The organism is Pseudoalteromonas sp. Z1A6 (assembly GCF_011378745.1).
Classification (GTDB): domain Bacteria; phylum Pseudomonadota; class Gammaproteobacteria; order Enterobacterales; family Alteromonadaceae; genus Pseudoalteromonas; species Pseudoalteromonas arctica.
The window spans coordinates 1-6,120 of the sequence record NZ_WTKW01000257.1 but is presented as its reverse complement, the minus strand read 5'-3'; the positions used below and the strand labels follow the sequence as shown (position 1 = coordinate 6,120).

General features: G+C 40.6%; 7 protein-coding genes. 5 read left to right on the top strand and 2 right to left on the bottom strand.

The window, feature by feature from the left end:
- Nucleotides 1-64: 64 nt before the first annotated feature.
- Nucleotides 65-1,333: a CNNM domain-containing protein gene (locus GQR46_RS14730; RefSeq protein ID WP_024593584.1), complete on the bottom strand. Its 1,269-nt coding sequence runs from the start codon at nt 1,331-1,333 to the stop codon at nt 65-67.
- A 61-nt stretch (nt 1,334-1,394) separates the two neighbouring features.
- Nucleotides 1,395-2,201, bottom strand: a complete 807-nt coding sequence (gene ccsA / locus GQR46_RS14725) for a cytochrome c biogenesis protein CcsA (RefSeq protein ID WP_024593585.1) — start codon at nt 2,199-2,201, stop codon at nt 1,395-1,397.
- Between the two features lie 253 nt (nt 2,202-2,454).
- Between ccsA and ffh the strand changes: the two genes are divergently transcribed.
- The 5 genes from ffh to rplS all read left to right on the top strand — a co-directional run bounded on the left by ffh (nt 2,455) and on the right by rplS (nt 6,057).
- Entirely contained in the window at nt 2,455-3,834 is a 1,380-nt protein-coding gene (ffh, locus tag GQR46_RS14720; protein ID WP_007581399.1) for a signal recognition particle protein, read from the top strand.
- A 260-nt stretch (nt 3,835-4,094) separates the two neighbouring features.
- Nucleotides 4,095-4,343 carry a 30S ribosomal protein S16 gene (gene rpsP, locus GQR46_RS14715; RefSeq protein ID WP_002962192.1) on the top strand — a complete coding sequence of 83 codons (249 nt, stop codon included), beginning with the start codon at nt 4,095-4,097 and terminating at the stop codon, nt 4,341-4,343.
- Nucleotides 4,344-4,360: 17 nt separating this feature from the next.
- The gene (gene rimM, locus GQR46_RS14710) at nt 4,361-4,897 is read left to right on the top strand and encodes a ribosome maturation factor RimM (RefSeq protein WP_010554631.1); all 537 of its coding nucleotides are present in this window, start codon (nt 4,361-4,363) and stop codon (nt 4,895-4,897) included.
- Nucleotides 4,897-5,664: a tRNA (guanosine(37)-N1)-methyltransferase TrmD gene (gene trmD / locus GQR46_RS14705; protein WP_007581405.1), complete on the top strand. Its 768-nt coding sequence runs from the start codon at nt 4,897-4,899 to the stop codon at nt 5,662-5,664. Before rimM ends, trmD begins: the two co-directional genes overlap by 1 nt.
- 33 nt (nt 5,665-5,697) lie before the next feature.
- Nucleotides 5,698-6,057 (top strand): 50S ribosomal protein L19, encoded by a 360-nt coding sequence (gene rplS, locus GQR46_RS14700; RefSeq protein WP_007581406.1) that lies wholly within the window; start codon nt 5,698-5,700, stop codon nt 6,055-6,057.
- The last annotated feature ends 63 nt before the right edge of the window (nt 6,058-6,120 follow it).

The window sequence follows — 6,120 nt, the reverse complement described above, 5'->3', positions numbered from 1 at the left end:
TTTGGATCGGTCAACCGGTCATTTTCTTAACTGATCGGCATTAGCCAATTGGCTCCTTTTTTATTTAGCGAGAACGCTTATTCGGCAGTATCTTCACTTGTTTTATCATATTTTCTTTTACTTCGAGTACTTCAATAGGATATCCCGCGATACGCAGACTAATATTTGCATCAGGAATATTCTCCAAGTATTCAACAATTAAACCACTCAAAGTTTTAGGTCCATCGAGCGGGAAATCCCAACCCATTTCTTTATTTAAATCGCGTACGTTAGCGCCGCCATCCACAATACATGAGCCATCAGTTTGTGTTTCTACTTCTTCGCTCGGCGTACGAGTTTGCGTAGTTGTAAAATCGCCAACAACTTCTTCTAAAATATCTTCTAGGGTCACTAGGCCTTGGATGTCGCCATACTCATCTACCACTAAGCCTATGCGTTCTTTAGATTGCTGAAACTTTAATAGCTGAGTATTTAGTGATGTTCCTTCAGGGATAAAGTAAATTTCACGTACAGCCCGTAGCAAAGAGGGTTTATCAAATTGCTCTTTTGTAAGTAGACGAAGCGCATCACGTGAGTGAATAAAACCTACTGCATCATCTATATTATCGCGATACAACAACACACGAGTATGTTGCGCATGGGTAAGCTGGCGACTAATTAGTTTCCAATCGTCATTAATATCAATGGCCACAATTTCGTTTCGTGGGATCATAATATCTTCAACGGTTACTTGTTCTAAATCTAAAATTGAAGTCAGCATACTTTGATGACGAGCAGGAATAAGTGCGCCTGACTCATTGAGTACTGTTTTTAATTCTTCTTTACTCATGCTGTGTTCGTCGATTTGAGCAGCACTAATACCAAATAACCGCAGTATACCGTTTGTCATCCAGTTAATAACCACGACAAAAGGGAACAGAATTTTTAGTAATCCCTTAAGTATTATTGAACTTGGAAAAGCAACTTTTTCAGGGTAGAGGGCAGCAAGGGTTTTAGGTGTTACTTCGGCAAATATAAGCACAACTAGAGTTAACACGCCCGTTGCTATAGCAATACCTAGGTCACCGTAAAGGCGAATACCTATAATGGTTGCAACTTGGGCTGCTGCTATATTAACAAGATTATTACCGATTAAAATTAAACCGATGAGCCTATCTGGACGGCTAAGTAATTTACTGACTCGTTTAGCTGCACGATGATCCTCTTTAGCGAGGTGTCGCAGGCGTATACGATTGATTGACATAATTCCGGTTTCTGAACCAGAAAAATAAGCAGAAAAAAGCACCAAAAAACCTAAAATGATAAATAGGGTACTTGTCGATATGTCGTCCAACGATGGATCCTTTTCTTATAAATCAATGCGTATTAAGCTAGAGTGAGCAAGCAGAGTCAAGTTAAAACTTATTTAGTATCACTTCTTGTATGAAACGGCTGCCAAAATAAGCGAGTGTGAGGACAAATGCAGCGACCATGATTGTAATAACCACCGGTTTACCGCGCCAACCCTTTTTCATATGCCCGATAGCTACAACGGCAAAAATAGCCCACGCAACTAACGATAATATTGTTTTATGAATGAACTCTTTAGCGAACATTCCATCAAGAAATACAAACCCTGAAAGTAATGCAAATGTGAGTAATATAGTGCCTAAATTAAGAAGTTGGTAAAGCTGGCGCTCCACAACCATTAAAGGCGGAAGATGGCTATGTACAATTGCTAAATCTTTACGTTTTAAACGTTTATCAATAAAGTAAAACTGTACACCGTATAAAGTAGCGATAATTAAAATACAGTAGGCTAACAAAGATAAAGAGATGTGCGTTACTAAACCCACCTCAATATTGATACTTTGCAATAAAATATGATGAGGTATAAATAAACTGGCAATGGTTAGTAAGGCACCAAAACCATAAACAACGGGCAACAATAAAGTTGCAGGGAATTTTAGCGAGACAGCCGTCACCGAGACCACAATCACCCAGCACGTCAAAAGAGCGACGTTTACGATACTTAAATCTTGACCGTCGGCTCTAAAAACAGAGTTAACTAACAGCAGCATGTGCGCCACTATAGCAACCGTGCTTAAAATAACAGTTACTTTTTGGCTTGGGCCTTGTTGATGAAACAGGCGTGAAAGCACGTGAGACGTTGCTAACACATAAAATAAACTGGCAATAATAGTTAAACTAATAATCAGCATTGTGCTTGGGCCACTTAATTTGAGACAAAATAAACCTTGTTGTTATATAGCCATTGTATTTTATAGCAAAGCAAATGCATAGACCTTAAAAAAAGAAACTCATCAAGGTGCACTTGAACACTATATTGTAAGACGCCATATACGGTATACTACTTTTAATTGAAACTTAATAAGTCAATCTAGGTTAATTGAAAAATCAAATTAATCGTAAAATTTAAATGGATTGATATAAACGTCTTATCGGAACCGTTACATGTTTGAGAACCTCCAAGAACGATTAGGTAAAACCTTAAAAAATATCAGTGGCCGTGGCCGTCTGACGGAAGACAACATAAAAGACACACTTCGCGAAGTGCGTATGGCATTTTTAGAAGCCGATGTGGCATTGCCTGTTGTTCGCGACTTTGTAAAACAAGTTAAAGAACGCGCAGTTGGGGTTGAAGTTACAAAAAGCTTAAGCCCAGGCCAAGTATTTATAAAAATAGTGCGTGAAGAACTAGAAAAAGCAATGGGCGAGGCTAATGAAGAGCTAAGTCTAAATGCGCAACCGCCAGCCGTTGTAATGGTAGCGGGTCTACAAGGTGCGGGTAAAACCACCAGTGTAGCTAAGCTTGCTAAGTTTTTAAAAGAGCGAAAAAAGAAATCAGTACTTGTAGTAAGTGCCGATGTTTATCGTCCTGCGGCGATTAAACAGCTAGAAACGCTTGCAGCAGAAGTTGATGTTGATTTCTTCCCAAGTGATATTTCGCAAAAGCCAGTTGATATTGCAACCGCTGCAATTTCTCATGCTAAAAAGAAATTTATAGATGTAGTACTTGTTGATACTGCAGGTCGTCTACATGTTGATAGCAACATGATGGATGAAATTAAAGATCTTCATAAAGCAATCAATCCAATTGAAACCTTGTTCGTTGTTGATGCAATGACAGGTCAAGATGCGGCGAATACAGCTAAAGCATTCGACGAAGCATTACCACTTACCGGTGTTATATTAACAAAAACCGATGGTGATGCGCGTGGTGGTGCTGCTTTATCTATTCGTCACATCACTGGCAAGCCTATCAAGTTTATGGGTGTGGGTGAGCGCACTGACGCACTTGAACCTTTCCACCCAGACCGTATAGCGTCGCGTATTTTAGGCATGGGTGACGTACTTTCATTAATCGAAGAAGTCGAGATGAAAGTAGATAAAGAGCAAGCTGCTAGAGTTGCTGAAAAAGTATTTAAAGGCGCAGGTTTTACTCTTGATGATTTTGCTGACCAATTAAAGCAAATGAAAAGCATGGGTGGCATGATGTCAATGCTTGATAAGCTCCCTGGTATGTCTAACTTACCAGATGCTGTTAAAGGTCAAATGGGTGATAAAACATTTATCCAAATGGAAGCTATTATTAGCTCTATGACTAAAAAAGAGCGTGCACGCCCAGAAATCATTAAAGGTTCGCGTAAAAAACGCATAGCAGCTGGCTCTGGTACACAAGTACAAGAGATTAATAAGTTGCTTAAGCAGTTTACGCAAATGCAAAAAATGATGAAAAAAATGAAAGGTAAAGGCGGCATGACTAAAATGATGCGCGGTATGAAAGGCATGTTACCACCTGGAATGATGGGCGGCGGCGGTCCTAAATTTTAAAAAGTACCATTAAGTTACTTTTTAAAATAATAGCGAATCATATTTAAAGGAGCAAATAGCTCCTTTTTTGTTGAATAAATTATGCATGTAATACACCTTTAACTCTTATTTGTCGTTGAGATCACGGTTTAACCTACTAAACTGCCTTTTTGGTTCACTTCTTACTTGCGTTATTGCCAAAAACTCGTACAATTCCCCAGCTCCCCATTCTGGGGAGTAAATCTTATTAATGAAAACAGTCAATCTTTATAGAGGACGGTATGGTAACTATTCGTTTGCAACGTGGTGGCGCTAAAAAACGCCCTTTCTATCAAATTGTGGTTGCGGATAGCCGTTTCTCGCGTGACGGTCGCTTCATCGAGAAAGTAGGCTTTTTTAACCCAATTGCTTCAGGTCAAGAAGAAAAAATTCGTTTAGATTTACCACGTGTTGAACACTGGGTAGGTCAGGGAGCATCTCTTTCAGATCGCGTAGCTAAGTTAGTAAAAGACGCTCGTAAAGCGGCTTAATAGGCGTAAGTGTAACCATGAGTCAAGAGAACACCTCATCAATAATTGTCGTAGGAAAGCTCGGTGCCCCATATGGTATAAAGGGCTGGCTTAAGGTACATTCATTTACTGATGATCCCGTAGGGATCTTCGATTTCAGCCCGTGGTTGATAGGGCAGCAAGGTAAATGGCAGTCCTTAGAAGTGGTCGACTGGCGTCGCCACAACAAAGGCTTTATCGCTAAATTTGCGCAGGTAAACGACCGAGACGAAGCAATGGCTTATACCCATGCTGAAATCTCAATGGATGCAGCGCATTTACCAGAACTCCCGCAAGGTGAGTTCTATTGGCGAGATCTCATTGGCATGTCTGTTGTAACCGATAAAGGTTATAGCTTAGGCATTGTTGATGACCTGATGGAGACAGGGTCAAATGACGTACTGGTTGTTAAAGCAAACAGTAAAGACGCATTTGGTCAAGCTGAGCGTTTGATTCCTTTTTTAACTGATTCAGTTATTAAAGAAGTTAAATACGACGCAAGAGAAATTACCGTAGACTGGGATCCTGGTTTTTAATGACGCAAACTAGTTCATTATGGGTAGGGGTGATAAGCCTTTTTCCAGACATGTTTGACGCTATTACAGACCAAGGTGTTACCGGTCGCGCAGTAAAAAATGGCTTAATTGATTTTAACTGTTGGAATCCGCGAGACTACGCTTTAGATAAGCATAGAACCGTAGATGACCGTCCTTACGGGGGCGGACCTGGTATGTTAATGATGGTTGAGCCATTAAAAAAAGCGATTGCCGAAGCTAAAAAAGCAGCTGGTGATGGTGCTAAAGTAATTTATATGTCCCCGCAAGGGCGCAAACTTGATCAGCAAGGTGCTAGCGAACTCGCTAACTCTAAAAAACTGATTTTGATTGCCGGTCGCTATGAAGGTATAGATGAGAGAATAATAGAATCATATGTTGACGAAGAATGGTCAATTGGTGATTTTATTTTGAGTGGTGGTGAACTACCTGCCATGACATTAATTGACGCAGTAGCGCGATTAGTGCCAGGTGTGTTAGGTCATAACCAGTCAGCGGAACAAGATTCATTTTCGGATGGCTTGTTAGATTGTCCACACTATACACGACCAGAAACATTGGACGACAAACAGGTTCCTGCTGTATTACTCAGTGGTAACCACCAAGAGATAGCAAAATGGCGGCTTATGCAGTCATTAGGCAGAACTTGGTTACGACGTCCTGACTTGTTGCATAACCTAGCTCTGACTGAGGAGCAAGCGGTATTACTCGCGAAATTTCAGCAAGAGTACCAAAAAGCTTGTGGCTAGAAGACAGTTACACCTAGGAAAGTGAGAAACATAATGGCAAAAGTAAACCAAAATATTATTAAAGCGCTTGAAGATGAGCAGCTTAAAACAGACGTACCTGCATTTGGCCCTGGTGATACAGTGGTTGTACAGGTAAAAGTAAAAGAAGGTGCTAAAGAGCGTCTACAGGCCTTTGAAGGTGTTGTAATCGCTAAGCGTAATCGTGGTCTTCACTCAGCATTCACAGTTCGTAAAATCTCGAACGGTGAAGGCGTTGAGCGTGTATTCCAAACGCACAGCCCTCTTATTGATAGCGTAACAGTTAAGCGTCGCGGTGCAGTTCGCCGTGCTAAGCTTTACTATCTACGTGAGCGTTCTGGTAAATCTGCACGTATTAGAGAAAAACTTAACTAATACGCGCTGTTTATCAACGCAAAAAAACGGGTTGCATCCTTCGGGTTGCAACCCGTTTTGGTT